The organism is Streptomyces sp. NPDC089424, from assembly GCF_044749345.1.
GTDB lineage: Bacteria > Actinomycetota > Actinomycetes > Streptomycetales > Streptomycetaceae > Streptomyces.
In genome coordinates this window covers 1,226,462-1,252,451 of sequence record NZ_JBIVHU010000002.1, presented here as the reverse complement: position 1 = coordinate 1,252,451, position 25,990 = coordinate 1,226,462, and the positions used below count along the sequence as shown (strand labels likewise).

General features: G+C 72.9%; 20 protein-coding genes. 9 read left to right on the top strand and 11 right to left on the bottom strand.

Annotated elements, in window-relative coordinates:
* Positions 1 to 304 precede the first annotated feature (304 nt).
* From ACIP2X_RS13155 to ACIP2X_RS13140, 4 genes are all read left to right on the top strand, one after another.
* Positions 305 to 1,735, top strand: coding sequence for a DUF6777 domain-containing protein (locus ACIP2X_RS13155; protein ID WP_401671395.1), 1,431 nt, complete (start codon positions 305 to 307; stop codon positions 1,733 to 1,735).
* A 419-nt stretch (positions 1,736 to 2,154) separates the two neighbouring features.
* Entirely contained in the window at positions 2,155 to 3,795 is a 1,641-nt protein-coding gene (locus ACIP2X_RS13150; protein ID WP_401671391.1) for a sigma-70 family RNA polymerase sigma factor, read from the top strand.
* A 231-nt stretch (positions 3,796 to 4,026) separates the two neighbouring features.
* Positions 4,027 to 5,661, top strand: coding sequence for an alpha/beta hydrolase (locus ACIP2X_RS13145; protein WP_401671388.1), 1,635 nt, complete (start codon positions 4,027 to 4,029; stop codon positions 5,659 to 5,661).
* A gap of 118 nt (positions 5,662 to 5,779) precedes the next feature.
* On the top strand, positions 5,780 to 8,164 hold the full coding sequence (locus ACIP2X_RS13140; RefSeq protein WP_401671385.1) for a phosphoketolase: 2,385 nt from the start codon (positions 5,780 to 5,782) through the stop codon (positions 8,162 to 8,164).
* 283 nt (positions 8,165 to 8,447) lie between these two features.
* Here ACIP2X_RS13140 and ACIP2X_RS13135 read toward each other — a convergent pair whose 3' ends face one another.
* The 7 genes from ACIP2X_RS13135 to ACIP2X_RS13105 all read right to left on the bottom strand — a co-directional run bounded on the left by ACIP2X_RS13135 (position 8,448) and on the right by ACIP2X_RS13105 (position 14,359).
* Positions 8,448 to 9,185, bottom strand: a complete 738-nt coding sequence (locus tag ACIP2X_RS13135) for a hypothetical protein (protein WP_401671383.1) — start codon at positions 9,183 to 9,185, stop codon at positions 8,448 to 8,450.
* 48 nt (positions 9,186 to 9,233) lie between these two features.
* A complete protein-coding gene (locus ACIP2X_RS13130) occupies positions 9,234 to 10,172 on the bottom strand; it encodes an ABC transporter permease (RefSeq protein ID WP_401671381.1) in 939 nt (312 codons plus the stop codon).
* A complete protein-coding gene (locus ACIP2X_RS13125; protein WP_401671379.1) occupies positions 10,159 to 10,980 on the bottom strand; it encodes an ABC transporter ATP-binding protein in 822 nt (273 codons plus the stop codon). Before ACIP2X_RS13125 ends, ACIP2X_RS13130 begins: the two co-directional genes overlap by 14 nt.
* Before the next feature lie 16 nt (positions 10,981 to 10,996).
* Positions 10,997 to 12,103: an ABC transporter substrate-binding protein gene (locus tag ACIP2X_RS13120; RefSeq protein ID WP_401671376.1), complete on the bottom strand. Its 1,107-nt coding sequence runs from the start codon at positions 12,101 to 12,103 to the stop codon at positions 10,997 to 10,999.
* Between the two features lie 187 nt (positions 12,104 to 12,290).
* Positions 12,291 to 12,401 carry a putative leader peptide gene (locus ACIP2X_RS13115; protein WP_401672348.1) on the bottom strand — a complete coding sequence of 37 codons (111 nt, stop codon included), beginning with the start codon at positions 12,399 to 12,401 and terminating at the stop codon, positions 12,291 to 12,293.
* Between the two features lie 127 nt (positions 12,402 to 12,528).
* On the bottom strand, positions 12,529 to 13,773 hold the full coding sequence (locus tag ACIP2X_RS13110; protein ID WP_401671374.1) for an acyl-CoA dehydrogenase family protein: 1,245 nt from the start codon (positions 13,771 to 13,773) through the stop codon (positions 12,529 to 12,531).
* Positions 13,774 to 13,786: 13 nt separating this feature from the next.
* The gene (locus ACIP2X_RS13105) at positions 13,787 to 14,359 is read right to left on the bottom strand and encodes a winged helix-turn-helix domain-containing protein (RefSeq protein ID WP_401671372.1); all 573 of its coding nucleotides are present in this window, start codon (positions 14,357 to 14,359) and stop codon (positions 13,787 to 13,789) included.
* Positions 14,360 to 14,952: 593 nt separating this feature from the next.
* On the opposite strand from ACIP2X_RS13105, the gene ACIP2X_RS13100 reads away from it, so the two are divergent.
* The 4 genes from ACIP2X_RS13100 (at position 14,953) to ACIP2X_RS13085 (ending at position 20,229) form a co-directional block, all read left to right on the top strand.
* Positions 14,953 to 16,245 (top strand): sulfite oxidase, encoded by a 1,293-nt coding sequence (locus tag ACIP2X_RS13100; protein ID WP_401671369.1) that lies wholly within the window; start codon positions 14,953 to 14,955, stop codon positions 16,243 to 16,245.
* Between the two features lie 75 nt (positions 16,246 to 16,320).
* Positions 16,321 to 17,181, top strand: coding sequence for an ABC transporter ATP-binding protein (locus tag ACIP2X_RS13095; RefSeq protein WP_401671367.1), 861 nt, complete (start codon positions 16,321 to 16,323; stop codon positions 17,179 to 17,181).
* Complete coding sequence (locus ACIP2X_RS13090) at positions 17,178 to 18,158, top strand: iron-siderophore ABC transporter substrate-binding protein (RefSeq protein ID WP_401671364.1); 981 nt, start codon at positions 17,178 to 17,180, stop codon at positions 18,156 to 18,158. Before ACIP2X_RS13095 ends, ACIP2X_RS13090 begins: the two co-directional genes overlap by 4 nt.
* 4 nt (positions 18,159 to 18,162) lie before the next feature.
* On the top strand, positions 18,163 to 20,229 hold the full coding sequence (locus tag ACIP2X_RS13085; RefSeq protein WP_401671362.1) for an iron ABC transporter permease: 2,067 nt from the start codon (positions 18,163 to 18,165) through the stop codon (positions 20,227 to 20,229).
* Positions 20,230 to 20,311: 82 nt separating this feature from the next.
* On the opposite strand, the gene ACIP2X_RS13080 is transcribed toward ACIP2X_RS13085, so the two are convergent.
* On the bottom strand, positions 20,312 to 21,655 hold the full coding sequence (locus tag ACIP2X_RS13080) for a lysine N(6)-hydroxylase/L-ornithine N(5)-oxygenase family protein (RefSeq protein WP_401671360.1): 1,344 nt from the start codon (positions 21,653 to 21,655) through the stop codon (positions 20,312 to 20,314).
* A gap of 120 nt (positions 21,656 to 21,775) precedes the next feature.
* On the opposite strand from ACIP2X_RS13080, the gene ACIP2X_RS13075 reads away from it, so the two are divergent.
* Positions 21,776 to 22,723: a methionyl-tRNA formyltransferase gene (locus tag ACIP2X_RS13075; RefSeq protein ID WP_401671357.1), complete on the top strand. Its 948-nt coding sequence runs from the start codon at positions 21,776 to 21,778 to the stop codon at positions 22,721 to 22,723.
* A 48-nt stretch (positions 22,724 to 22,771) separates the two neighbouring features.
* Here ACIP2X_RS13075 and ACIP2X_RS13070 read toward each other — a convergent pair whose 3' ends face one another.
* The 3 genes from ACIP2X_RS13070 to ACIP2X_RS13060 all read right to left on the bottom strand — a co-directional run bounded on the left by ACIP2X_RS13070 (position 22,772) and on the right by ACIP2X_RS13060 (position 25,915).
* Entirely contained in the window at positions 22,772 to 23,671 is a 900-nt protein-coding gene (locus ACIP2X_RS13070) for an ABC transporter ATP-binding protein (RefSeq protein ID WP_401671354.1), read from the bottom strand.
* A 4-nt stretch (positions 23,672 to 23,675) separates the two neighbouring features.
* Positions 23,676 to 24,785, bottom strand: coding sequence for a FecCD family ABC transporter permease (locus ACIP2X_RS13065; RefSeq protein ID WP_401671351.1), 1,110 nt, complete (start codon positions 24,783 to 24,785; stop codon positions 23,676 to 23,678).
* An 89-nt stretch (positions 24,786 to 24,874) separates the two neighbouring features.
* Complete coding sequence (locus ACIP2X_RS13060; RefSeq protein ID WP_401671349.1) at positions 24,875 to 25,915, bottom strand: FecCD family ABC transporter permease; 1,041 nt, start codon at positions 25,913 to 25,915, stop codon at positions 24,875 to 24,877.
* Positions 25,916 to 25,990: the final 75 nt, after the last annotated feature.

Here is a 25,990-nt window from a genome sequence, read left to right as displayed (position 1 = left end):
ACTCCCACGCCCGGCGGGAGGTGAAGCCGTGAGCACCGGATCGCAGCCAGAACGCCCCACGGGCCCGCCCTCCGGGCCCCTCACCGGCCGTCCCTCCAGCCAGTCGGCGGGACATCCGCCACCGCCGCCACCGCCTCCGCCCGGCGGCCGAGGGCCGGGTGGCCCGCCGTCCGGTCCGAGTGGTCCGCCACGCGGTCCCGGCGGAGCGAGTGGTCCGGGCGGCTCCGGTGAGGACGGGGACCGGCCCGAGCGGCGATCCGGTGGGGGAGGGGCGAGACCCTGGCGGCGGTCCGTGCCACGGATCATGGCGGTCACCGTCGTGGCGGCGGCCGTGGGCGTCGCCGTCGTCCTCATCCGCCCCGGCACGGAACCGGCGCAGGCCGGCGAGGTCATCCTCCAGCCCACGAGTTCGACCGGTCCGGACCCCTACACCCCGTCGACCGCGAAGTCGACTTCCTCACTGCCGTCCGCCGCGCCCGGCACGGCCCCGGCCAAGGACAACTCCCTTCGCAGCGTGGCCGGATCGGAACCGGGGCTCTACGGCGGGACGCTCAACACCGCCAGTTGCGACGTCGAGAAGCAGATCCGTCATCTGCATTCCGACCGCGGCAAGAACAAGGCGTTCGCGTCGGTTCTGGCCCTCAGGGAGCCCGGCGTCGCCGGCTATCTGCGCGCGCTGACGCCGGTGGTGCTGCGGTCCGACACCCGTGTCACCAATCACGGCTACCGGGACGGCGAGGCAACCCGCTTCCAGGCGGTGCTGCAGGCCGGGACGGCCGTCCTCGTCGACAACCGCGGCGAGCCGAAGGTGCGTTGTGCCTGCGGCAATCCGCTGACGCGCGCGGTGCCGCACAAGACCGCGCCGCAGCAGAAGGGGACCCCGTGGGCCGGGTACCGGCCGCAGAACGTCGTGGTCGTCAACCGCTCGGCCGCGGAGGTCAAGGAATTCGTCATCCTCGATACGCAGGAACGGAGTTGGATCCGCCGCGACTCGGGTGACGACGGCGACACCGACCGGAGGACCACTGCGCCTGCCCGGCATTGGCCCCTGCCGCCGGAGCCTCCGGCCAAGGAGTCGCCGGACCAGCAGTCGCCGCAGGACGAGCCGGGTGGCGGGGAGTTCGAGCCGAAGCCGGAGGAGGAGTCCGAGCCCAAGCCCGATTACGACTCGCCCGAACACAGGCCCGACGATCCCGGAACGAAGCCCGACGAGCCCAACAAGCCTGAAGAGAAACCGGATCAGCAGAAGCCGGAGCAGGAGAAGCCGGAGCCGAAACCGGAGAAGCCCAAGGAGGAGAACCCCAAGGAGGAGAAGCCCAAGGAGGAGAAGCCCAAGGAGGAGAAGCCCAAGGAGGAGAAGCCCAAGGAGGAGAAGCCCAAGGAAGAGAAGCCCAAGGAGGAGAAGCCTGAGCACAAGCCTCAGGAAGAGGAGAAGCCGCAGGAGGAGCAGAAACCCAAGGAAGAACATAAGCCCCCGCAGGATCAGCAGCACGAGCAGAAGCCGCAGGAGGAGGAGCAGAAGCCTCCGGAGGAGGAACAGAAGCCTCCGGAAGAGGAGCAAAAGCCCCAGGAAGAGCAACAGCCCCAAGAGGAACAGCCGCCTCAGGAAGAGCAGCAGCCGCCCCAAGAAGAGCAGCAGCCCGAGCAGGACCAGGACCAGGACCAGGAACAGCAGCCGGAGCAGGAGCAGCAGCCCGCCCCCAACCCCAACCCCGAATCGGGCAACCAGGGTTGAGCCGACCCCGCACTCCTCGAATGCCTCGCCCGCGACTTGGCTCGGGCGAGGCATTCGGTGTGCGGTGTTCGCTCACTCGACGACCACGTCGTCCTTCGGAAAAGGCGGAGCCGGCGGCGCCTGTGGAGCCGGCGCGGCGGGGACCGACGGGCTGCTCGCGTCGTCCTTGCCGGGCTCGGTCGGCGGCCAGTCGTCCGGGCACGGGGGGCGCATGGCGCGACAAGTCGGGACTTGATCCCATCCGCGCCGGCAGGAAAAAGCCGCGCGGGCCGCGACTGTGACGGCTCCCATTGCGCCGCGGAGACGATCCCGTGAAGGCTCTCGGGAACACGCGTCCGAAGAACTGTTATCCCGGGGCCCGGGATCGATCTCCCATGTATCGGACAGGACCGTTCGGCGTCGAGGACAGGAAGACTTTGATGAGTACAGAGCGCACGAGGGAGACGGCGGCACTGGTGACCGCCGCCGCCGATGGCGACCCCCAGGCCCAGGACGCTCTGGTCAGCGCGTTCCTGCCGCTGGTCTACAACGTCGTCGGCCGGGCGCTGAACGGTTCCGTCGACGTCGACGACGTCGTGCAGGACACGATGCTCCGTGCCCTCGACTCGCTGGACTCCCTGCGCGCTCCCGAGAACTTCCGCTCCTGGCTCGTGGCCATCGCGATGAATCAGGTCCGCGCGTACTGGCACGACCGCCGGTCGGCGCCCGCCACCGTAGAGGAGGCGCAGGACCTCGCCGACCCCGGCGCCGACTTCGTCGACCTGACCATGGTCCGGCTCCAGTTGTCGGGGCAACGCCAGGAGACCGCCCGCGCGACCCGCTGGCTGGAGCCAGACGACCGGGGACTGCTGTCGCTGTGGTGGCTGGAGTGCGCCGGTGAGCTGACGCGGTCCGAGGTCGCCGAGGCACTGGAACTCTCGCCCGAGCACACGGCTGTCCGGGTGCAGCGGATGAAGGCGCAGCTGGAGGCGGCCCGGGTGGTCGTGCGGGCGCTCGACGCGCGTCCGCGATGCGAGGAACTGAGCGGGCTGCTGGCCTCCTGGGACGGCCGCCCCTCGGCGCTGTGGCGCAAGCGTACGGCCCGGCACGCCCGCGGCTGCGCACGCTGCTCGGGGCTGTGGAGCGGGCTGATGCCCGCCGAGGGGCTGCTGGCCGGCCTGGCGCTTGTCGCCGCGACGCCCGCGCTGCTGGACCGGGTGCTCGGCGCCTCCGGTGGCATGGCCATGGTGGGCTCGGCGTCCCGGCCGGGCCCGTCCGCGGGCCGGGACGGATCGGGCCCCGCGGCCGGGCGCCGGGCGCCGCAGGGCCGGGCGGCGTCCCGCAGCGAGGCCCGTCGGCGCCGGCGCGTCCGGCGCCGGGCCGCGGGAGTCGCCGTCGTCGCGGCCTGCGTCACGGGCGGCGGCCTCTGGTACTTCGACCCGGACCCCGACACCGCCACCGAGGAGGCCTCCGCCGCCCGGACCACCGCGCTCCCCGCGGTCGACCTCTCGACCCCCGGCACCCCGACCGCCTCGCCGTCGGCCTCCAGGTCCGCGTCGCCGTCCGCCTCGCCGTCGAAGAAGGCGACCCCCTCCAGCACCCCGTCGCCCACCAGGAAGACGGTGCCCGCGCCCCGGCCGCCCGCCACGCCGACCCGCAGCGCGCCCAGCGCCCCGCCGCAGACCCAGCCGGCCCCGACGGGCGCCGTCGCGCAGGTGGTCGCGCTCGTCAACGAGGAGAGGTCGGCGGCCGGTTGCGGTCCGCTCTCGGAGGACGGGCAGCTGAACCAGGCGGCCCAGGGACACTCGCAGGACATGGCCGCCCGTGACTTCTTCGACCACACCAACCCCGACGGCGCCGACCCCGGGCAGCGCACCACCGCCGCGGGCTACGACTGGTCCACGTACGGGGAGAACATAGCCCGGGGCCAGCAGACCCCCCAGGCCGTCATGGACTCCTGGATGAACAGCCCCGGCCACCGCGCCAACATCCTCAACTGCTCCTTCAAGGACATCGGCGTCGGCATCCACGAGGGCTCCGGCGGACCGTGGTGGACGCAGAACTTCGGCGCCAGACGGTGAAGGTGCCGCGCGCGCCGGCCCCCGCGACGCCGGTCCGCCGCGCGCGGGTCGCCCGCACGGCCCGGTCGGGGGCACGGGTCCCCGCCGCGTGACACGGGACGGGGCGGGGGCTCCGCCATTCGGCGGCGGCCGGCTCGCGCGCCTCGCCGCACCACGGTGGTGTTGACGTGCACGCGTGCCGGCGCCCAGCGCATGGGCGGCGTCGGGCGCCCACCCGTGAATGGACAACGCATGCACATATCCGCACCCACGGGCCGCCGCCGGGCCTGTGCCGCGGTCGCCGCGGTGGTCATCTGCGCGACGGCGCCGGCCGTTCCGGGCCTCGCCACCGCCGACGGCACCCGGGCACCCTCGGCGTCCGCCCCCAAGCTGGACTGGAGCCCCTGCGTCAAGGGCAGCCCGTACGACTGCGCGACCGCGCAGGTGCCGCTGGACCACGGCGACCCGACGGGACGCTCCATCGACCTGGCGGTCGTCAAGCGGAAGGCGACGGGCCCGGGGCGGCGTATCGGCACCCTGTTCTTCAACCCGGGAGGCCCCGGCGGTCCCGGCACCGTGCAGATGCCCCAGAACTACGCGTTCTTCCCGCGCGAGGTGCGGGAGCGGTTCGACATCGTCAGCTGGGACCCGAGGGGCATCGGCAGCAGCACCGCGGTCAACTGCTTCCCGAGCACCGCGGAGGCCGAGAAGTGGACGACGACCAAGACGACCGGTGTCCCGGTGGGCGAGAAGGAACGCGCCGCCTGGATCACCGCGTACCGGGAACTCGGCGAACGCTGCCGGCAACGTGACCCGGAGCTGCTGCGCCATGTGTCGACCACCGACACCGCCCGCGACCTCGAACTGCTCCGCAAGGCGGTGGGCGATGCGCGGCTCACCTACCTCGGCATCTCCTACGGCACCTATCTGGGCGCCACCTACGCCAACCTCTTCCCCGACACGGTCCGCGCCATGGTCCTGGACAGCAACTGGGACCCCCGTGCCTGGACGAACGACGCCTCCGAGGCCGCAGCGCGGCTCGCCACCATGCTGCGTCTGGGATCGGACCGCGGTGCCGCGGCGGTCCTCGACGAGTTTCTCCGCCTGTGCGGGGCCGCCACGAGCGCCCGCTGCCCCTTCTCCGCCGGCAGCCCGCAGGAGACACGGGAGAAGTTCGACGCGCTGCTGTCGCGGCTGAAGACGGATCCCGTCGGCGCGTACGGCTACGGCCGCACGGTCGGCGACGCGGTGAGCGGCCTCTACTCCGTCCTGCCGGGCTGGTCGGAACTCGCCGGCCGGCTGCAGGACCTGTGGCAGGGCCGTGTCCCGCGGCAGCCCGCGTTGCCGCCCGAGCTCGCCGTCCCGGACCCGAGTCCGTACCTGGGCGAGGAGCAGGCCGTCGCGGTCATGTGCGGCGACAGCCCCAACCCTCGCGATCCGGGGGCCTATCCGGCCATGGAGGAGGCCAGTGCCGCCAGGGCGGGTGACGCCGGACGCTACTGGACGTGGGCCACGGTGGCCTGTGCCACCTGGCCGGGCGTCGCGCAGGACAGCTATCGCGGCCCGTGGGACAGACGGACGGCCCATCCCGTCCTGGTCGTCGGCACCACGAACGACCCCGCGACCCCCTTCTCGGGCGCGCGGGCCATGGCCAGGGAACTGGCCGACGCCCGCCTGCTCACCCACGAGGGATACGGGCACACGGCACTGGTCAACCCCAGCAGTTGCGTGCAGGCGCACGAGAGCCGCTACCTCGTCGACGGCACCCTGCCGCCGGAGGGAACGACGTGCCGGCAGGACAGGCCGCCGTTCTCCGCGAACGAACCGCAGGGCGCCGTCTCCGCCGGTGAGGGCGGCGCGGCCGGCATCCTCCTCAGCCGCCCCTGACCCGGCGGCCCGTCAACGGGTGGCGCGACCGGCGCCGCCGGGGTACCCGTCGCCGGGCGGAGTGGGAGAGAGCACCCGCCCGAACCGTCCGCCTCCGCCCGAACGGGAAGGACCGTCCATGTCCGTCGACACGCGACGCTCGACCGCCGACCTCACCGACGAGGAACTCCAGGCACTGGACGCCCACTGGCGTGCCGCGAACTACCTCTCCGTCGGCCAGATCTACCTGATGGCCAACCCCCTGCTCACCGAGCCGCTGCGCCCGGAGCACATCAAGCCCCGGCTCCTCGGCCACTGGGGGACCTCACCGGGCCTGAACCTGGTGCACACCCACCTCAACCGGGTGATCAAGGCGCGGGGGCTCGACGCCCTGTGCGTCTGGGGGCCCGGGCACGGCGGGCCCGCCGTCCTCGCCAACAGCTGGCTGGAGGGCTCGTACACGGAGACGTACCCGGACATCACCCGGGACGGCGCGGGCATGGCGAGGCTGTTCCGGCAGTTCTCGTTCCCGGGCGGCGTGCCCAGCCATGTCGCCCCGGAGACCCCGGGCTCCATCCACGAGGGCGGTGAGCTGGGCTACTCCCTGTCGCACGCCTACGGCGCCGCACTGGACAACCCCGGTCTCCTCGTAACCTGCGTCATCGGCGACGGCGAGGCGGAGACCGGACCGCTCGCGGCGTCCTGGCACTCCAACAAGTTCCTCGACCCCGTCCACGACGGTGCCGTGCTGCCGATCCTCCACCTCAACGGATACAAGATCGCCAACCCGGCCGTCCTGGCCCGGCTGCCGGAGGGCGAACTGGACGAGCTGCTGAAGGGCTACGGCCACGACCCCCTCCACGTCACCGGCGACGACCCGCAGGCCGTGCACCGGGCCATGGCGCAAGCCATGGACACCGCGCTGGACCGTATCGCCGCCCTCCAGCGCGCCGCCCGCGACGACGGGGCCCGCGAACGCCCCCGCTGGCCCGTGATCGTGCTGCGCACACCGAAGGGGTGGACGGGACCGGCGGAGGTCGACGGCCTGCCGGTGGAGGGCACCTGGCGCTCCCACCAGGTCCCGCTGGCAGGCGTGCGCACCAATCCCGCGCACCTGGGCGCGCTGGAGGCGTGGCTGCGCTCGTACCGCCCGGAGGAACTCTTCGACGAGCGGGGCGCTCCCCGGCCGCGGGTCCTCGACTGCGTCCCGGCGGGCTCGCGCCGGCTCGGCGCCACCCCGCACGCCAACGGTGGCCTCCTGCTGCGCGAACTGCCCCTGCCGCCACTGGAGCGGTACGCCGTCCCGGTCGACAAGCCAGGCGCGACCGTGCACGAACCCACCCGCGTGCTGGGCGGGTTCCTCGAACACGTGATGCGGGAGAGCGCGGACCGACGCGACTTCCGCCTCGTGGGACCCGACGAGACCGCCTCGAACCGCCTGGACGCCGTCTACGCCGCGAGCGGGAAGGCGTGGCAGGCGGCGACCCTGGACGTGGACGAACACCTCGACCGCCACGGCCGGGTGATGGAGATCCTGTCCGAACACACCTGCCAGGGCTGGCTGGAGGGCTACCTGCTCACCGGCCGTCACGGGCTGTTCTCCTGCTACGAGGCCTTCGCGCACATCGTCGACTCGATGGTCAACCAGCACATCAAATGGCTGCGCGTGACCCGCCGTCTGCCCTGGCGCGCGCCCATCGCCTCCCTCAACTACCTCCTCACCTCCCATGTGTGGCGGCAGGACCACAACGGCTTCTCCCACCAGGACCCCGGCTTCGTCGACCACATCCTGAACAAGAGCCCCGAGGCCGTACGGGTCTACCTGCCGCCGGACGCCAACACCCTGCTCTCCGTGGCGGACCACGCACTGCGCAGCCGTGACTACGTGAACGTGATCGTCGCGGGCAAGCAGCCCTGTTACGACTGGCTGTCCATGGACGAGGCCCGGGTGCACTGCGCCCGCGGCGCGGGCATCTGGGACTGGGCCGGCACCGAGGACGGCGACCGGGAGCCCGACGTGGTGCTGGCCTGCGCGGGCGACGTCCCCACCCAGGAGGTGCTGGCCGCCGCCCAGCTCCTGCGCCACCAGCTGCCCCGGCTCGCCGTCCGCGTCGTGAACGTCGTCGACATCGCGCGCCTGCTGCCCCGCGAGGAACACCCGCACGGCATGAACGACTTCGAGTACGACGGCCTGTTCACCCGGGACAAGCCGGTCGTCTTCGCGTACCACGGCTACCCGTGGCTGATCCACCGCCTGGCCTACCGGCGCAACGGACACGCGAACCTGCACGTGCGGGGCTACAAGGAGATCGGCACCACCACCACGCCGTTCGACATGGTCGTCCGCAACGACCTCGACCGGTACCGCCTGGTGATGGACGTCGTCGACCGCGTTCCCGGCCTCGGGGTGCGCGCGGCCGCCGTGCGCCAGCGCATGGAGGACGCCCGGCTGCGGCACCACGACTGGATCCGCCTGCACGGCACCGACCTGCCGGAGGTGGCGGACTGGTCCTGGGACAGTTGAGGGGACTTCAGTAGGGCAGCGTGCGCCCCGAAGGTGTTCTCAGGTCGAGACCCGAGGGGCGGCGCGGCGGCCGTGGACGCTTCTCCTCCTGGATACGCTTCATGACCGTCGCCTCCTCGGGGGTTCCGCGGGTCGCCGTCCTGCGCTCCGCGTGCAGATGAACCTTGTCCTCGGCCGGCGGCCGGCCCTGGACGAGCGACCCGATCACCGGTTACGCCGGACCATTCCCCTCGGTCGGCGGCCCCAACCCCAACAACTCCCTCGGCACCGGCCGTTCCGCTCGTCAGCCGACCGGGTCGCCCGCCGCCACGGGGTGTGTCTCCAGGTCAGGGGCCGCCAGCAGGTCGGCGATCAGTTCGGGGGACCCGCCGACGTAGGTGCTGACCAGGTCCACGTCACCGCCGACACACCAGGCGCGGTCCCGCGGCCACCACAGGTCGGGCAGCTCGGCGAACTCGTCCACCTCGGCGGGGGACACGGCGTCGGCGAGCGCGCCGGTGAGCAGGACCTCGTCACGGCCGGGGGTCGCGAAGACGGGGAACCGGTCGAAGTCCAGGCGCCCGTAGCCGTGCCAGAGCCCGAACCAGCACTCCTCCGGTGTCCGGGTGTGCCGTTCCAGCACCGGGATCAGGGCGTCGGCGACGGGGAGCGGCGTCGGGCCCTCCGCCGGATGTTCGTCCCAGACGCCGGGCAGGCCGTACTCGGCGGCGTTCTGGTACAGGTCGTCCATCCCGACCAGTTCGTGCCAGCGGGCCGTCGGCGTGACCGTGCGTCCGTGCGCGGCGGCCACCGTCTCCCAGCGCACCGGCCGCTCGTCCAGGCCGGCCGGGTGCAGCACCCGGACGTAGGCGGGGAACCCGGGCCCCGTCACGCCGGTCACGGTGCCGAGGCCGCCGGGCTCACCGAAGCCGGCCGAGCATCCGGTGAGCCAGGCGGCCGGGGTGAGGTCGGCGGTCCGCACCCGCAGGCGCCCGTACTGCTCCGGAGCGGGGTCCCGGTGGACCGGGCGGTGGTCGTTCACAGCGGACAGTCTCGCCGACCGGGCGCCCGGGCGGCCGCCGGGGCCCCCTCAGCGGGTGACCAGGAGGCCGCGGTCGCGCAGCACCCGCCGCTCCAGCGGACTGAAGATCAGCAGGTCGATGGCGATACCGACGATCAGGATGAGCAGGATGGCGAGGAAGACCATGGACATGGAGCTGGTGTTGCGGCCGTTCTCCAGCAACTGGCCGAGTCCCACGCCCAGGTCGGGGGAGGAGGCGATGATCTCGGCGGCCATCAGGGACCGCCAGGCGAACGCCCAGCCCTGCTTGAGGCCGGCGAGGTAGCCGGGCAGCGCGGCCGGCATCACGATGTGCCGGGCCTCGCGCAGTCCCGTCGCGCCCAGTGTCCGCCCGGCGCGCAGGAACAGCGGCGGGATCTGGTCGATCCCCGCGACCAGGCCGTTGGCGACCGAGGGGACCGCGCCGAGCAGGATCACGGCGTACATCATCGAGTCGTTCAGGCCGAGCCAGATCACCGCGGGCGGCACCCAGGCCACCGACGGCAGCGACTGCAGTCCGGACAGGATCGGGCCGACGGCCGCCCGCACGAACCGCACGCGGGCGACCAGCAGGCCGAGCGGGGTGCCGATGGCGAGCGCCAGCAGGAAGCCGAGCAGACCGCGCGAGACGCTGGTCCAGATGTAGTCGAGCAGGGTGCCCTGGAGCCAGGCGTCGCGCACCTCGCCCCACACGTCGGATGGCGAGGCCAGCTTGTAGTCGGGGGCGACCTCGGCCCACACCAGCAACTGCCAGACCACCAGTACCAGTACGACGGCGGTGACCGGGGGCAGCACCTTGCGTGTCAGGGTCTCCCGCAACGGGGTGCGGCCGACCTGCACCGAGTCCAGCGCGTCGAGCCCGGCCTCCACTCCGGCCAGGTCGTGCGGGTCCCGCGGCGCCCCGGCGGTCCGGGGGCCGTCCTCGCGGACGTCGGGCTCGGTGCCCACGACGTGGTCAGTGCCGGCCATGGCGGCGGATCTCCTCACGCAGTTCCTCGGTGATCTCGGCGGACAGTTCGGCGACCGCGGCGTCCTCGATGCGGCGGGGCTGCGGAACGCCGACCGTCCATTCCCGCGCGATCCGTCCCGGGCGGGAGGACAGGAGCACGACGCGCTGTGCCAGCCGTACCGCCTCGCGCACGTTGTGCGTCACGAACAGGACGGAGACCCCCGTCTCGTGCCAGACGCGGGTCAGCTCGTCGTGCAGCACGTCCCGGGTGATCGCGTCCAGCGCGGCGAACGGTTCGTCCATCAGCAGCAGCCGGGAGTCCTGGGCCAGCGCGCGCGCCAGAGCGACGCGCTGGCGCATGCCGCCCGACAGTTCGTGCACCCGCTTGCGGAACGCGCCCGGCAGCCGGACGACCTCCAGCAGCCGCTCGGCCTCGACGCGGCGCCGCGGGGCCGCGACCCCGCGCAGTTTCAGCGCGAGTTCGATGTTCTTCCCGGCCGTCAGCCACGGGAACAGCGCGTGTTCCTGGAACATGAGGGCGGGCCGGCCGTCCGTGCCGATCGAGCCGGAGGACGGCAGGTCCAGCCCCGCGACCAGGTTGAGCAGCGTCGACTTGCCGCAGCCGGAGGCCCCCAGGAGGGTGACGAACTCACCCGGCGCGACATCGAGGGTGATGTCGTCGAGGACGAGCTGCCGCCCGCCGGGCGTGCCCGGCGCGGGAAAGGACTTCGAGACGTGCTCGACACGCGCGGCGTACGTCGTGCGCGGGGCGTCCTCTGCGGCCTTGGCGAGCGTGGTGGCCATGGTCGTCACCTCCTGGGAACTCATCGGGTCCGGTCGGACGTCACTTCACGCCGAGACCGGCGTCGTCGACCTCGTCCTTGCCCTCGGCCCTGAGGACCTCGTTGAGCGGGGTGAGGTCGTAGATGCCCTGCAGCCGGGGCTCCTCCAGCAGGCCTGCCTTGACGGCGTGTTCGGCCTGGGCGTCGAGGGTGGCGGCGAGCGGGTCGTCGAGGAAGGTGATGGACTTCCACGCCGGGTCGACGACCTCGGCGGGCAGTTCCTTGCCGGACAGCCTCTTGAGCGCCGCGTTGGCGGAGGCCTTCGCCTCCTGGGAGTTGGCGTTGATCCACTCGTTGGTCCTCACGGAACCGCGCAGCACGGCCTCGACGACGTCGGGGTGCTCCTTCAGGAACTTCTGCGACACGATGATGTTCGTGATCACGAACTTCTTGTCGGGCCACAGGTCGGACTCGTCGAGCAGCACCTTCGCGCCCTCGGAGACCAGCTTGGACGCGGTCGGCTCGGGCACCCAGGCGCCGTCCACGGAGCCGGACCTGTAGGCGTCCGGGGTGATCTTGTTGTCCGTGCGCACCACGGATACGTCGCCGCTGCCGCTCTGCGCGTCGACCTTCCAGCCCTGCTCCGCGATCCAGTTGAGGAACGCGACGTCCTGGGTGTTGCCGAGCTGCGGGGTGGCGATCTTCTTGCCCTTGAGGTCGTCGAGGGACTTGATCTTGTCCGGGTCGACGACGAGCTTCACGCCCCCGGAGGCGGAACCGCTGATGATGCGCAGGTTCTTGCCGCCCGACTTGGTGTAGCCGTTGATGGAGGGGGAGGGGCCGATCCAGCCGATGTCTATGGAGCCGGAGTTCAGCGCCTCGATCTCGGAGGGGCCGGCGTTGAAGGTCGACGCCTTGATCCGGGTGCCGCCGAGTTCCTTCTGGATCAGGCCTTCCTCGACCCCCACCAGGGCGGTGGCGTGCGTGAGGTTGGGGAAGTAGCCGATCCGTACCTCGTCGGCGGACAGCTTCTCGGCGTCCGCCGCCACCTCCGTCCGCTTGCCGTCGTCGGTGGACTCGGCACCGTAGCCGCAGGCGGTCAGCAGGAGGGGGAGCGCCGCTACGGCGGCGAGGGTGCGCAGGGTGGTGAACGGTCTTGCGGCAGACACGGAGGTGTCCTTTCGAGGAAAGGGCTGATCAAGGAGGTGCGGGGGGTGTGGGTGGGTGCGGCCGGCGCGGGAGCGCGCGACGACCCGGCGCACGGCGGCCGTTCGGGGCGAAGGCACCGGCGGGCGGAGGCGGGCGCCGGCGGGCGCGAGGGGCGCTGCCGGTCCGGTGGCGTCCGTGCGGACGGCCTCAGACGGGCCGACAGATGGCGCTGGAGGTGCGGCCGAGGTCGATGTGCCGGCGCGAGGTCAGCAGGGGGAGCAACCGGCCGGCACGGTCGCATCGGTCGTACGCGCGCATGGCCACCCCCGGGATCCCTAGTTTTCCTACCTGACTGCTAGGGATCGTGGCAGAAAGTCTCGCTCTCCCCAAGAGTGTGATCGTATGCTGGACGTAGTCATCTCGCATTTCGAGATGTGATCCGAGATCAGGCCGGCAGGACGAAGCGCGGGTGGGCGCCGTCGAGGAAGTAGTCCCCGACCTCGCGCAGCCGGTGGGCGCCGGGCTCGTACAGGGTGTGGGTACGGGCGTTGCGCCAGAACCGGTCGAGGCCCAGCCGTGCCGAGACCGCGCGGGCGCCGACGACGTCGAGGGCGCGGGTGGTGCACTCCCGCGCGGCCGTCGCGGCGGCCGCCTCGGCCATCGCCGCCAGGACGGAGATCTCCGCGTACGCGTCGTAGGCGAGGTCCTCGCCGCGCGCCAGCCCGCCGTCCAGGGCCGCCACGGCCTGATCGGTGAGCGCGGCGGCGGAGCGGGTGAGGACCGTGAGTTCCCCGAAGGTGGTGAGTGCCTGCGGGTCGTGGGGGGTGCCGGCGGGCCGGGCGTACTGCCAGGGGGGAGCGGTCCTGCTGTACTCGCGGACCTCGGCGAGCACTCCCTCCGCCGTCCCCAGCAGCAACTGGACGGAGACGAGACGCCCCACCGGGGACGCCAGCGCGGCCGCGGGAGACAGGTCGTCCTCGTCCGCCGAGAGCGAGCCGAGCACGTCGTCGGCCGCGACCGGTACGGAGTCGAACTCCACGCTGCCGCCGCCCGCGAGCCGCAGCCCGAAGGAGTCCGCGTCGGCTTCGATCCGCACCCCCCGGCGGCCGGGATCCACGACGACGGCGACCGGCTCGCCGGAGCCGGCCCGCACGGCCCGCACCACGAGCCGGTCGGCCACGGCGACGCCCGTGACGAAGCTCTGCCGACCGTCGAGCACCGATCCGTGGGCCGTCCTGGCCAGCGTGGGACAGGGATCCCGGGGGGCCAGCCCGCCGCCCCAGCACCACTGCCGCGCCGCGGAGCGTCGCTCGATCCGCGCGGCGACGGCCGGGTCCGCGAAGAACCGGGCGCTCCACGACAGGAAGTAGTGACAGCCGAGCAGTTGGGCGATCGCGCCGTCCGCCGCGGCGATCTCCCGGACGACGGCGTAGGCCGTGGTCCAGTCCGCGCCGCCTCCCGCGGACCCGGCGGGTGCCAGGAGGGTCAGCAGCCCGGCCTCGCGCAGCCGGGACACCTCGTCGAAGGGCGTCTTGCCCGCCTGCTCCCTGGCCACCGCGTCGGTGGCCAGGTCGTCGGCCGCCTCGCGGGCCACACGCAGCCAGTGCGCGCGTCCGGGTCCGTTCCGTTCGGCTGCGGACGCGGGTTCCGAGGGTGCCTCGGGTTCCGGCGGCGCGGTGGCAAGGCCCATGGCGGTCGACTCCTCAGAACCGGTCGCAGGAGGGGGAGTGGAGGCCGTCCTGCCGGCCGGGCACGTACTTGTAGCCCACGCGCCGTACGGTGACGATCCGGTGGCGGTGCGCCTCGCCCAGCTTGCGGCGCAGGCGGGCGATGTGGACGTCCACGGTGCGGCCGTCGCCGATGTGGTCGTAGCCCCACACGGCGGCCACCAGCCGGTCGCGCGCGTGCACCTGGTGGGGATGGCGGACGAGATGCGCGAGCAGCGCGAACTCCAGGTACGTCAGGTCGAGTTCGCGGCCGTCCACCTCGGCGAGGTGCCGCTCCGGGTCGATCCGGACGACGTCGTCCCCGGTGCCCCGGGCGGGCGCCGGGCCCGTGGTGGGGACCGGCAGGATCGCGGGCCGCGGCCTGTCCTTGACGAACAGCTCGGCGGGGTCGGTGCCTTCGGGTACGAGCACCAGGTAGCCGACGAGCGGCGGGGAGGCGGGTGCCCCGGCGCCGCCGCGCGCCATGCGGTCGCCCACCAGGCGCAGTCTGCGCGTGTCGGGGTGGGCGGGATCGTGCGGGCCGGCCTGGGCCGGGAGTGCCGTGGTCATGGCGGTCGTCCCTCGGTAAGTGTGCGGCGCCGTCGGGTGCGGCGGGGCAGATCCCCGGCCGTCCGGCCGGCTGGGGGAAGGGGTGGAGAGGCGCGGGCGGAGGTGGGGGCCGCGTGCCTTACGCGCGACAGCAGGCGGCGCTGACGACGTGACCGAAGTCGACATGCCGACGGCGAACGAGTCGCTGCTGTGTACGGGACATGTACCGCATCCTGCGCGCCCCCGCGGTGCCCCGTCAATACTTTCCTAGTAATTCGATAGGGAAAGTGGGGAAGGGGGTTCCGACGCGCCGGGCGGCCGCCGGGCACAGGCTTGACGAGGAGCGGGAGCTGCTGCTCAATTGGGCCGCATGCATCACGAGCCGTTTCTGGTCTCGCGCGCCCACATCGACTTCGGCCGCGTGTGGTCCGCGGCGTGTCGCGCCTGACCCGGCTTCGGGCCCCCGGCCGGCCTTCCCTGCGGTGGCCCTGTCCCGGGCCGGGTTCTCTCCCTCACCTGCACTGACACTCCGTCACTTCGCGGTACGGCGGCGGCGTCCCGGACGCCGTCCCCGCCCGCCACCCCCGAGTTCCGCACGACGTCGAGGAGCCGCCATGACCGCATCCGTCACGCCGTCACCCCGCCCCGCCGGCCGCACCGGCGAAACCGCCTACGACCGGCACAGGCTGCGCCAGTGGCTCGCCGGTGACGCCCGGGCGGACGGGGTCAGCAGACGCCGTCTGCTCAGCCTGCTCGCCGCCACCGCCGCCGCGACGGCGCTCCCGGCGCCCGGCCCGGCCCGCGCCGCCGCCGCCGCACCGATCGTCAAGCCGCTGCCGCCCGAGTGGTTCATCCAGCGCGGCACCAACGCCGAGACCCGCTGGGAGGCCCTGCGCGGCACCGGCCACCACACCCCCAACGAACTGTTCTTCGTGCGCAACCACACCGCCACCCCCGTCCTGGAGGCCCGCGACTGGCGGCTGCGGCTGTGGGGGAGCGGGCTGCGGGGCGCACCCGGCGAGGACGGAGCGGTGGAGTTCGGGTACGACGACCTGCGGGCCCTGCCCGCCGTCACCCGTACCGCGTTCGTCGAGTGCGCCGGGAACGGCCGTTCCCACTACGCGACCCAGCAGGGCGAGACGGTCACCGGTACCGCCTGGACGCTGGGCGCGGTCGGTGTCGCCCGCTGGCGCGGGGTGCCGCTGGGCCATGTGCTGCGCAGGGCCGGGCTCTCCTCCCGCGCCGTGGACGTCCAGCCCCGTGGCCTGGACGCCGAGTACGTCAGCGGGGGCGAGAACCTGGGCCGGGTGCGCCGTCCGCTGCCGCTGGCCAAGGCGCTCGACGACGTCCTGCTGGCGTACGAGATGAACGGCGAGCCGTTGCCGTACGACCACGGGTATCCGGTGCGGGTGCTGGTGCCCTCGTGGGTGGGGATCTCGTCGGTCAAATGGGTGGGCGACATCGAGGTGTCCGCGCAGCCGCTCCTCTCGCCCTGGAACACCACGTTCTACCGGCTGTTCGGGCCCGCCCACCCCGCGCAGGGCAGCGCGCCGCTGACCCGGCAGACGGTCAAGAGCGCCTTCGAGCTGGCGGGCGGCGCCACCTTCGCGGTGGGGGAGGGTCAGGTGCTGCACGGCAGGTCCTGGTCGGGCGCGGGCGCCGTCGCGCGGGTCGACGTCAGCACCGACGGCGGGGCGAGCTGGCGGCGGGCCCGGCTGCACGACCGTCCCCGGGCCGGCACCTGGACGCGCTGGTCCGTGGCCTGGACGCCCGAGCGGCCGGGCGCCACCCAGTTGCTGGCCCGCGCCACCGACACCCACGGCCGCCGCCAGCCCGACGTCGCCGTGCCCAACACGCAGGGCTATCTCTTCGACGCCGTGGTGCGTCATCCGGTCACGGTCGTCTGATCCGGCGGATCTTCGTCTTGCGCGACGGCCACCCCCCGCTTCAAAGCGAGCTTAGGTTAGGCTAACCTTCGCAACGTGCGAGCTGCTGAAGAGACCTCCGGGACCGTGCGTCCACGCGGTCATGAGCTGTCGGCCACGGATGTCACCGTGGCCTACGACGGCGTCGACGTCGTCCACGGTGCCGCCCTGCGGCTGCGGCCGGGCGAGGTGACCGTGCTGGTCGGGCCCAACGGCAGCGGCAAGTCGACGCTGCTGCGCACCCTCGCGCGGCTGCAACGCCCGAGGACCGCCGCGCTCGTCATCGACGGCGAGACCGACGGGCTGGCGCTGGCCCCGCGTGAGTTCTCGCGCCGTGTCGCCCTGCTGACACAGGGTCGGCCCACGCCCAGCGGTCTGACCGTCCGCGACGTCGTCGAGTTCGGCCGCTACCCCTACCGGGGCCGCTGGGGCCGGGGCGACGCGGACGGCCGGGCGGCGGTGGACCGCGCGCTCGCCCTCACCGGCGTCGCGGAACTCGCCGACCGGGGCGCGGAGCACCTCTCCGGCGGCCAGCTCCAGCGCGTCTGGCTCGCCGGCTGCCTGGCCCAGGAGACCGGTGTCCTGCTCCTCGACGAGCCCACCACCTATCTGGACCTGCGGTACCAGATCGAACTCCTCGACCTCGTCCGCGACCTGGCGGACGACCACGGGATCGCGGTCGGCGCCGTCCTGCACGACCTCGACCAGGCCGCGGCCGTGGCCAACCGGATCGTGCTGCTCCACGAGGGCCGGATCATCGCCGACGGCCTGCCCGAGGACGTCCTGACGGCACAGCGGCTCACCGACACGTACGGCATCCGTATCGAGGTCGAGACCGACCCCCTCACCGGCCGGCTGCGCACCCGCGCCATCGGCCGACACCACACGCGAAGCGAAAGGCTCAGCACCACCTCATGAGACGCCTCCTGCTGACCGCGGCGGTCACCACCGCCGCGGCGCTCACCATGACCGCCTGCGGAACCACCGAGCCCGCCGCCGACGACGCCGCGAAGAAGACCGGCGAGCGCATCACCCTCACCGACGCCAACGGCGCGAAGGTGGAACTCGACGGTCCGGCCAAGAAGGTCGTCGGCACCGAGTGGAACGTGGTCGAGAACCTGATATCGCTGGGCGTCGACCCCGTCGGCGTGGCCGACGTCAAGGGCTACAAGACCTGGGACACCGCGGTCGCGCTGAAGAACGAGCCCAAGGACATCGGCACGCGCGGCGAGCCGAGCATGGACACCATCGCCTCGCTCTCCCCGGACCTCATCGTCGCCACCACCGACCTGCCGCCGGCCGCCGTGAAGCAGCTGCGCGAGGTCGCCCCGGTCCTGGAGCTCCGCTCCGCCGACGGGTCCGACCCCATCGGGCAGATGACGGAGAACCTGGACCTCATCGCCCGGGCCACCGGCACCACCGCGAAGGCGGACGAGCTCAAGGAGCAGTTCGACGCGAAGCTCGCCGAGGGCAGGAAGGCCCTCGCCGACGCCGGACTCGCGGGCGCCGACTACGCCTTCGCCGACGGGTACGTCGTCTCCAACCAGGTCTCGATCCGCCCGTACACCGGCGGTTCGCTCATCGGCGCGGTCAACGAGAAGATCGGCCTGAAGAACGCCTGGAAGGTCGAGGGCGACAAGGACTACGGGCTCGGCTCGACCGACGTCGAGGGCCTCACCGCACTCGGTGACGTGCAGTTCGCCTACATCGGCAGCGAGGGCGACAAGAACAGCACCCCGTTCGCCGGCGCGCTGGCCAAGGACAAGGTGTGGACCTCGCTGCCGTTCGTGAAGAAGGGCGACGTGCACCGGCTGCCCGACGGCATCTGGATGTTCGGCGGCCCCGAGTCGATGGGGCAGTACGTCGACGCGGTCGTCGAAGCCCTGGCGAAGTAACACCGTGGCCGTCACCGCAACCGCTCCCACCACCCGCCCGACGCCCGCCACGTCCCGGAGCGGCGCCGCCGCGGTGACGGCCACGCTGGTCCTGCTGGTCGTCGTCCTCGCGCTGGTGGACATCACGCAGGGCACGGCCGCGGTCGGCGCGCCCGAGGTGTGGAAGGCGCTCACCGGCCGGGCCGACCCGGGCGACTCGTCCGTCGTCATCGCCTCCCGGCTGCCCCGGATGACCGCCGGACTCGTCGTCGGGGTGCTGCTCGGGACGGCGGGCGCCGCCCTCCAGGCCGTCAGCCGCAACGTCCTCGCGTCCCCCGACACGCTCGCCGTCAACGCGGGCTCCTACCTGGCGCTCGGGGTGGCCGCCGTCACGGGTGTCTCGCTGCCGCTGTTCGCCTCCACCGGCGTCGCGTTCGCCGGTGGCCTCGCCGCCGCGGCCGTCGTCCTCGGGCTGTCCGGTCCGGGCACGGGGACCGTCCGGCTCGTGCTGGCCGGCAGCGCCCTCATGCTCGGCCTCACCGCCGTCACCGAGGGGCTGCTCCTGCTGTTCCCGCAGCAGACCGAGGGCCTCTACCGGTGGAACCAGGGCAGCATCGCCCAGAACGGCTTCGACGGCGTGCTCCAGACGGCGCCCGTCGGCGTCGCCGGTCTCGTCGGGTTGCTGCTCGTCGCCCGGCGCGTCGACGCCATGGCGCTCGGCGACGACGCCGCGCGCGGTCTGGGCGTGCGGGTCCGCACCACCCGGGTCACCGTCGTCGTGTTCACGGCGCTGCTCTCCACCGCCGCCGTCACGCTCGCCGGGCCGATCGGCTTCGTGGGCCTGTGCGCCCCCGCGCTCGTCCGCCCCCTCGCCCGCAGGTTCCGCGGCTTCCACCGCACCCGCGCGGCCCTGCCGCTCGCGGGGCTCGTCGGCGCGCTGCTGGTGCTCTGCTCGGACGTGCTGCTGCGCGCCGTCGTACCGGCGGACCTGGCGGTCGCCGTGCCGACCGGCGTCGTGACCAGCCTGGTCGGCGCCGTGTTCCTGGTCGTGATGGCCACCCGGGTCCGCGACGGCGCGGCCGCCGCCGCGCCCGACCGGCTGCGCATCAGGAGCCGGGCCGTCTTCCTCACGACCACCGCCGTGCTCGTGGCCGTGCTCGTCGGTGTGGCGATCGCCGCCGTGCTGCTCGGCGACAGCAAGCTGCTGCTGGGCGACGTCGTCAACTGGGCCCAGGGCAGGGCCGGCCGGACCGTGAGCTTCGTCCTCGACACCCGGGTGCCCCGGGTCGCCGCCGCGGTCCTCGCGGGCGCGGCGCTGGCCCTGGCGGGGACGCTGGTGCAGTCCGTGACCCGCAACCCGCTGGCCGAGCCGGGGGTCCTCGGAGTCTCCGGCGGCGCGGCGCTCGGTGCGGTGCTCTTCGTGACGACCGTGCCCGTGGCCGGGTCGTGGGGCGTGGCGGGCGCCGCGTTCGCGGGCGCGGCCGTCAGCTCGGTCCTCGTCTTCGGGCTCGCGGCCCGGGGCGGGTTCCAGCAGAACCGGCTCGTCCTCGTCGGGTTCGGCGTCGCGACCGGGGCAAGTGCCCTGATCAGCATGCTCATCATCCTCACCGACCCGTTCAACGCGACCAAGGCGCTGACCTGGCTGTCGGGCTCCACCTACGGCCGGACACTGCCCGACGTGGTGCCGCTCGCCCTGGTGCTCGCCGTCGGTACGGCGGTGGCGGTGACGCGGCGTACGGAACTCGACCTGGTGTCGCTCGACGAGGACACGCCGCGGCTCCTCGGACTCGACGTCGCACGGGGGCGCCTGGGCTTCCTCGTGGTGAGCGTCCTGCTGAGCGCCACCGCGGTGGCCGCCGCGGGCACCATCGGCTTCGTGGGCCTCGTCGCGCCGCACGCGGCCCGTGCCCTGGTGGGCCGGCAGCACGTGCGGGTGGTGCCGGTCGCCATGCTCCTCGGCGCCGTCCTGGTCTGCACCGCCGATCTGATCGGCAGGACCGTGATCGCACCGGCCCAGCTCGGCGCCGGACTGATGACCGCGGTGATCGGGACGCCGTACTTCCTCCATCTCCTCGTGCGCAGCCGCCGGTAGCGTCACGGCCGCCCCGCGCCGACGGGCCGGGGTGTGCGGGACGGCAGCCGTCCCGCACACCCCGGCCCCTGCGCGTGCGGACCTAGCCCGGCACGCGGTCCGCGCTCAAGGTGTCCGCGCCGTGGCGGGCCAGCAGGGAGGTGAGGATCTCCCCGGCCCGGACGGCGGTGGTGGACAGCAGGGTGGAGGTGAGGCCGTGGGTGTGCTCGGTGCCGCCCTGGAGGTAGATGCCGGCGGTGACGTTCGAAGTGGTCACCACGCGGTGGTCGCGGCCGACCTCGAGGGTGTCCTCCTCGTCGCGCACACACAGCTTGGCCAGTTCGCCGAGGTTGTCGCCGATGCCCTGCGGCTGGTAGCCCGTCGCGTACACGAGCACGTCCGAGGAGACGACCTCCCGTTCGCCGGTCGGCAGGAACTCCACCGTCACCCTGACGTCGTCCGCGCCGGCCTCCACCTCGCGGATGCGGGAGACGTTCATCATCCGCAGCCGCTGCCTGCCCTGGACCTTCTCCTGGTACATCGTCCGGGACAGGGCCTCGATCAACTCCATGTCCACCACGGAGTAGTTGGTGCTGCGGTGGTACTCGAACAGCGACTGCTTCACCTCGCGCGGCGCGCCGTAGTACAGGTCGACGGCCTCGGGGTCGAAGATCCGGTTGGCGAACGGGCTGTCGTCGGCCGGGGTGTAGCCGTACTTGGCGAACACGGAGCAGATCTCGGCGTCGGGGAACGTGCGGTGGAGGTAGTCCACGGCCTCGGCGGCGCTCTGCCCGGCCCCGAGCACGACGGCACGGCGTACGGGCGTCCCGGAGGCCACGAGCCGCTCCACCCGGGGCAGCAACTCGCTGTTGTGCCACACCCGTCCGGACCGCTCGGCGCCGGGCGGCAGATGCGGCTCCAGGCCGGTGGCCACGCAGACGTTGCGGGCCCGGCGGACCGTCAGCCGCTCCGGGGCGGCCGGGTCGCGGGTGGTGACGTCGAACCAGCGGACCTCGCCGTCCTCGGTGACGGGCCGTACGGAGACGACCTCCGCGCGGTACTCGACCAGCGGCGCGACCCGGCTCGCCGCCCACTCGAAGTAGTCGTGGAACTCGATGCGCAGCGGGAAGAGCGTCTTCTGGTTGAGGAAGTCGACCAGCCTGCCGCGCTCCCGCAGGTAGCACAGGAAGCTGAAGTCGCTGGTGGGGTCGCGCATCGTGACCAGGTCCTTGAGGAAGGACACCTGCATGGTCGCGTCGTCGATGAGCATGCCGCGATGCCAGCCGAATCGAGGTTGCTTCTCGAGGAACAGCGCCCGGATCCCGCCCCCACGGTCCGACGTCGCGCCGTGCTCCTGCAGCGCGATCGCCAGTGCGAGGTTGGACGGTCCGAAGCCGATGCCCAGAAGGTCGTGGACGTCATCCGGCTCGCTCTGCAGTGTCGTCACCGCTTCATCGCCTCCCATGAAGGGGGGACGCGGCGTTCCCAAAGTTGGAACACTGCCTCCCCCAAGCAGGCACATGCTAGATAAGGTTAGCCTTACCTAGCAATGCCTGAGGAGGCCTATATGCGGGTCGTCATGTTCGGCTATCAGACGTGGGGGCACCGGACGCTGCGGGCTCTGCTCGCCTCCGACCACGACGTGGTCCTCGTCGTCACCCACCCCAAGAGCGACCACGCGTACGAGAGGATCTGGAGCGACTCGGTCGCCGACCTCGCCGAACAGCACGGTGTGCCCGTGCTGTTGCGCAACCGGCCGGGCGACGACGAGCTGCTGCGCGCGCTCAAGGAGGCCGAGCCGGACATCATCGTGGCCAACAACTGGCGTACCTGGCTGCCCCCGGAGATCTTCGACCTGCCACCGCACGGCACGCTCAACGTCCATGACTCGCTGCTGCCTTCCTACGCCGGCTTCTCCCCGCTGATCTGGGCGCTCATCAACGGCGAGAAGCAGGTCGGCGTCACCGCGCACCGCATGGACGCCGAACTCGACATGGGCGACATCCTGCTCCAGCGCGCGGTGCCGGTCGGTGCCACCGACACCGCCACCGACCTGTTCCACCGCACGGTCGACCTGATCGGCCCGATCGTGACCGACGCCCTGGACCTCATCTCCTCCGGCAAGGCGGTGTGGACGCCGCAGGACCGCTCCCGCTCCAGCTTCTTCCACAAGCGGTCCCTGGAGGACAGCCGGATCGACTGGACCTGGCCGGCCGAGGACCTGGAGCGGTTCGTGCGGGCGCAGTCGGACCCGTACCCGAACGCCTTCACCCACCACCGCGGCGAACGGATCCGGATCGTCTCGGCCGCCGTCTCCGAGGGCCGCTACGGAGGCACGCCGGGCCGGATCTTCATCCGTGAGGGCGACGGGGTGGTCGTCGTCGCCGGCGCCGCGGCGCGGTCCGGGCGGCTGCCCGGTCTGGTCGTCCGGCGGGTGCGTACCGCGGACGGCACCGAGCACGCGGCCACCGACTACTTCCGCACCATGGGCGGCTATCTGACGCCCCGTCCCTAGCGTGCCGCCCTGGGCGCGGGCCGGTGAGCCGGGCGGTCCGCACCCAGGTCAGCCGGCCGCGCCCGGCACCGCGAGCGGAGCCGTGTCCGCGGCGCCCGAGGTGCCCCCGCCGGCGTCCGCGCCCTCGTGGTGGCGGCCCATCGGGATGACCATCGGCGTCCGGCTGACCGGGTCCTCGCCGACCACGCAGCGCAGCCCGAAGACCTCCTCCACCATCGCGGCGGTGACGACGTCGGCGGGCGCCCCCTCGCCCACGACCCGGCCCGCCTTCATCGCGACGACGTGATCGGCGTACCGGCAGGCCTGGTTGAGGTCGTGCAGCACCATCACGACGGTGCGGCCCTGATGCCGGTTCAGGTCGGTGACGAGGTCGAGGACGTCGATCTGGTGCGCGAGGTCCAGATACGTCGTCGGCTCGTCCAGCAGCATCACCGGGGTGCCCTGCGCGACCGCCATGGCGATCCAGGCCCGCTGCCGCTGACCGCCCGACAGCGCGTCGACGGGCCGGTGCGCGAGGTCCGTCATCGCGGTGGCCCGCAGCGCGTCGTGCACGGCCTCCTCGTCGGCGGCCGACCACTGCCGCCACCACGTCTGGTGCGGTGAACGTCCGCGCCCCACCAGGTCGATGACCGTCAGCCCCTCGGGCGCCACCGGCGTCTGCGGCAGGATGCCGAGCCGCTGCGCCAGGGCGCGGGTGGGTATCGAGTGCACCGAGCGTCCGTCGAGGTGGACGGCGCCGGCCTTCGGGGTCAGCAGCCGGGCAAGCGCCCGCAGCAGGGTCGACTTGCCGCACGCGTTCGCCCCGACGATCGCCGTGATCCGGCCGGGCGGGATCACCACGTCGAGGTCGTCGACGACGACCCGGTCGTCGTACGCCAGGCGCAGGCCCTCGGCGCGCAGGTCGGGCCCCTCGGCGGGACCTTCGTACACCTCGTGCTTCGATGACACGTCTTCAGCCTCCTGAACCGGCGCGGTTGGCGCGGACGAGCAGCCACAGCAGTACGGGGGCGCCCAGGACGCCCGTGACGATCCCGACCGGGAGCTCCGTGTCCGGGATCAGCTTCCGGGCGATCAGGTCGGACACGAGCACCATCACGGCGCCGGTCAGCCCGGCGGCCACGGGCGGCGGGACGGAGGTGCCGGCCAGGCGCTGGGCGACCTGGGGCGCGGCGAGCGCCACGAACGCGACCGGACCGGCGGTCGCCGTGCCGAAGGCCACCAGACCGACGGAGATGAGCAGCACGGCCACCCGCACGGTCTGGACGCGGGTGCCCAGGCCCCGGGCGACGTCGTCGCCCAGTTGCAGGATCCGCATCTGCCGGCCCAGCAGCAGGGCCGCCGGCACCAGGACGGCCATGGTCACGGCGAGCGGGCCGATCTGGCCCCAGGTGCGGCCGTTGAGGTTGCCGACCAGCCAGCCGAGCGACGCCTGCGCCTGGAACCGGCTGCCGTGCGCCATGAGGTAGTCGGTGGCGCTGGTGCAGATCCAGGCGATCCCGACGCCGACGAGGACGATCCGGTAGCCGGTGGTGCCGCGGCTCCACGCCAGGACGTAGACCAGCAGCGCGGCCGTCAACGCGCCGATCAGGCCGAGGACCTGGGTCCCCGCGCCGCCGTCCCAGCCGAGGACGATGCCGGCGACCACCGCCGCGCCGGCGCCCTGCGTGACGCCCATCATGTCGGGGCTGGCGAGCGGGTTGAGCGTCATGGTCTGCAGCAGGGCGCCCGAGATGCCGAACGCGATGCCGACCAGCAGGCCCGCCAGGGCGCGCGGCAGGCGCAGTTCGTGGACGATCAAGCGGGTGCCCGGATCGCCCCCGCCGAACAGGGCCCGCATCACGTCGGGGAGCGGAAGGCCGATGTCGCCTACCGCGGTCTCCACGCAGAACGCGAGGAAGGCGCAGCAGGCGAGGACCAGGCAGACGGCCGCCAGCCGGGGCCGCAGCACTCCGGAGACGGGCGGGACACCGAGCCGGAACGGGAGGCGGCCGGGGGAGCGGGGGACGGGGACCCGGTCCGCCACTTCCCCTCGTCCGGCTCCGGGCACGAGTTCGGTCGTCATGCGCTCACACCTTCGTGCGGGGGTTCGGCGGGGGTCTGCCCGGCGTGCCGGTGCGGTGCGGCCCAGGGACTCGGCGGCGACGCCATGGCTCACAGCTCCGCGAGGCGCCGGCGGCGGACCAGGGCGATGAAGAACGGGCCTCCGATGAAGGCGACCAGGATGCCGGCCTGGATCTCGACCGGGCGGGCGATCAGCCGGCCGGTGATGTCCGCCGCCAGCAGCAGGCAGGGGGCGAGCACCGCCGAAAGGGGCAGCAGCCAGCGGTGGTCCGGGCCGATGCCGGCGTACTGGGTCAGGACGCGCGCGATGTGCGGCACGACCAGGCCGACGAAGACGACCGGGCCGATCACGGCGACCGCCCCGCCGGTGAGCAGCGTGACCGCCACCACCCCGCAGACGCGGACCGTGCCCAGCTTGAGCCCCAGCGACTTGGCGACGTCGTCGCCGAGGGCGAGGCTGTTGAGCGCGGGGGCGCAGGCGAGGGCGAGGACGCCGCCGACCACGAGGAACGGCAGGACGCGCAGCAGGACTTCGTCGTTCTGGTCGGCGAGCGAGCCCGCGGACCAGAAGCGGTAGCGGTTGAGGGCGTCCGGGTCGGTCAGTGCCACCGCGCTGGTCAGGGAGAACAGCAGGGACGTCACGGCCACGCCGGCCAGGGCCAGTTTGACCGGCGTGGATCCCGACCGCCCCAGTCCGCCCAGGAGGTAGACCAGCACGCTGGCCACCAGCGCGCCGGCGAAGGCGAACCAGATGTAGCCGTGGACCGTCCCGATCCCCAGGACGCCGACGGACACCACGACGGCGAAGGCGGCGCCCGCGCTGACGCCCAGGATGCCGGGGTCGGCCAGCGGGTTGCGGGTGAGGGCCTGCATCAGGGCTCCCGACAGGCCGAGCGCCGCGCCGGTGGCGAGGCCGAGGGCGGTGCGGGGGAGACGTACTGACCAGATCACGTTCTCGATGCGGGAGTTGGGCGCGTCCCCGGTGAGCGTGTCCCAGACCTGGTCGAGGGGTACGGCGAGCGCGCCGTACGCCATGGAGAGGGCGCACAGCGCGAGGAGCGCGACGCCACAGAGCGCGAGCAGTGCAACTGCGCGGGGGCCTTTCGCCGCCCGGACCGCTGAGGTCCCCACGTGAACTTCCTTTGATGAGGCTTGCCTTAGCCAAGCGTAGGACGAGACGGCCCGGCATCCCACCCCTGGGCGATC

Bases quoted from the DNA above. Each gene is read 5' to 3' on its own strand.
- ACIP2X_RS13155 (WP_401671395.1), top strand. From the start codon at position 305: ATGGCGGTCACCGTCGTGGCGGCGGCCGTGGGCGTCGCCGTCGTCCTC.
- ACIP2X_RS13150 (WP_401671391.1), top strand. From the start codon at position 2,155: ATGAGTACAGAGCGCACGAGGGAGACGGCGGCACTGGTGACCGCCGCC.
- ACIP2X_RS13145 (WP_401671388.1), top strand. From the start codon at position 4,027: ATGCACATATCCGCACCCACGGGCCGCCGCCGGGCCTGTGCCGCGGTC.
- ACIP2X_RS13140 (WP_401671385.1), top strand. From the start codon at position 5,780: ATGTCCGTCGACACGCGACGCTCGACCGCCGACCTCACCGACGAGGAA.
- ACIP2X_RS13130 (WP_401671381.1), bottom strand. From the start codon at position 10,172: ATGGCCGGCACTGACCACGTCGTGGGCACCGAGCCCGACGTCCGCGAG.
- ACIP2X_RS13125 (WP_401671379.1), bottom strand. From the start codon at position 10,980: ATGAGTTCCCAGGAGGTGACGACCATGGCCACCACGCTCGCCAAGGCC.
- ACIP2X_RS13115 (WP_401672348.1), bottom strand. From the start codon at position 12,401: ATGCGCGCGTACGACCGATGCGACCGTGCCGGCCGGTTGCTCCCCCTG.
- ACIP2X_RS13110 (WP_401671374.1), bottom strand. From the start codon at position 13,773: ATGGGCCTTGCCACCGCGCCGCCGGAACCCGAGGCACCCTCGGAACCC.
- ACIP2X_RS13105 (WP_401671372.1), bottom strand. From the start codon at position 14,359: ATGACCACGGCACTCCCGGCCCAGGCCGGCCCGCACGATCCCGCCCAC.
- ACIP2X_RS13100 (WP_401671369.1), top strand. From the start codon at position 14,953: ATGACCGCATCCGTCACGCCGTCACCCCGCCCCGCCGGCCGCACCGGC.
- ACIP2X_RS13090 (WP_401671364.1), top strand. From the start codon at position 17,178: ATGAGACGCCTCCTGCTGACCGCGGCGGTCACCACCGCCGCGGCGCTC.
- ACIP2X_RS13075 (WP_401671357.1), top strand. From the start codon at position 21,776: ATGCGGGTCGTCATGTTCGGCTATCAGACGTGGGGGCACCGGACGCTG.
- ACIP2X_RS13065 (WP_401671351.1), bottom strand. From the start codon at position 24,785: ATGACGACCGAACTCGTGCCCGGAGCCGGACGAGGGGAAGTGGCGGAC.